Source organism: Serratia sp. J2 (assembly GCF_046269175.1).
Lineage (GTDB): Bacteria > Pseudomonadota > Gammaproteobacteria > Enterobacterales > Enterobacteriaceae > Chania > Chania fonticola_C.
Window position 1 is genome coordinate 1 of the sequence record NZ_JBKABN010000104.1, and the last position, 620, is coordinate 620.

At 51.0% G+C, this 620-nt stretch carries 1 protein-coding gene; it reads right to left on the reverse strand.

Annotation, left to right across the window (positions count from 1 at the left end):
- On the reverse strand, nucleotides 1-567 hold a 567-nt coding region (locus ACKWMY_RS28265), incomplete at its 3' end, for a Bro-N domain-containing protein (RefSeq protein WP_409487556.1).
- Nucleotides 568-620 lie beyond the last annotated feature (53 nt).

Genomic DNA, 620 nt, shown 5'->3' on the forward strand with positions numbered 1-620 from the left:
TTCCCCTCCCAATGCCAGCCGCGGTTGATAGCAATCCAAAAGACGCTTCTCTTCATCTGCCAACTGGTGCTTTTCAACCTTCCGGACCACTAACGCCTTCCCTGCTCGACTGCCGCGTTCTACTGAATCATCAGAGCGACGGGTAAAGTCATGCAGCAATGCCCATGGGATGCCATAAGCGCCAAATTTGCGGATCGACGGGATAACTTCGCGGAATACCCAGTTACTGAACCGGTGGGCGAATGTGCCCGGGGTACTGGCCTTACGACTGCGGGTAATCAATTTGTAGAACCCTGACTCCGAGACAACCCCACGATTGGGGTTACCGCGAATACCGTAGGTTAAAGCTACTGTATTCTTTTCATCGTCATCCAGTGCAGTAAGGGCGTCACGCGAGTTAACAACCCCCAACGCTTTGCAAACGTCTTTTGCAATGAACCAGGGCTCACCGTTCAACTGTACGATCTGAACCTTGTGGCCTTCGAAACAGATCACCGAAATATCGCTAACCTGATTTTTGGCGTGAGTGCGCCCCTGGCCTGTTACGGCCATGTTTTCAGTTTTCATATTTCAGTCCTTAATTATGCGGAACGGCGGCTATATGGGTTATTGACGTTTTC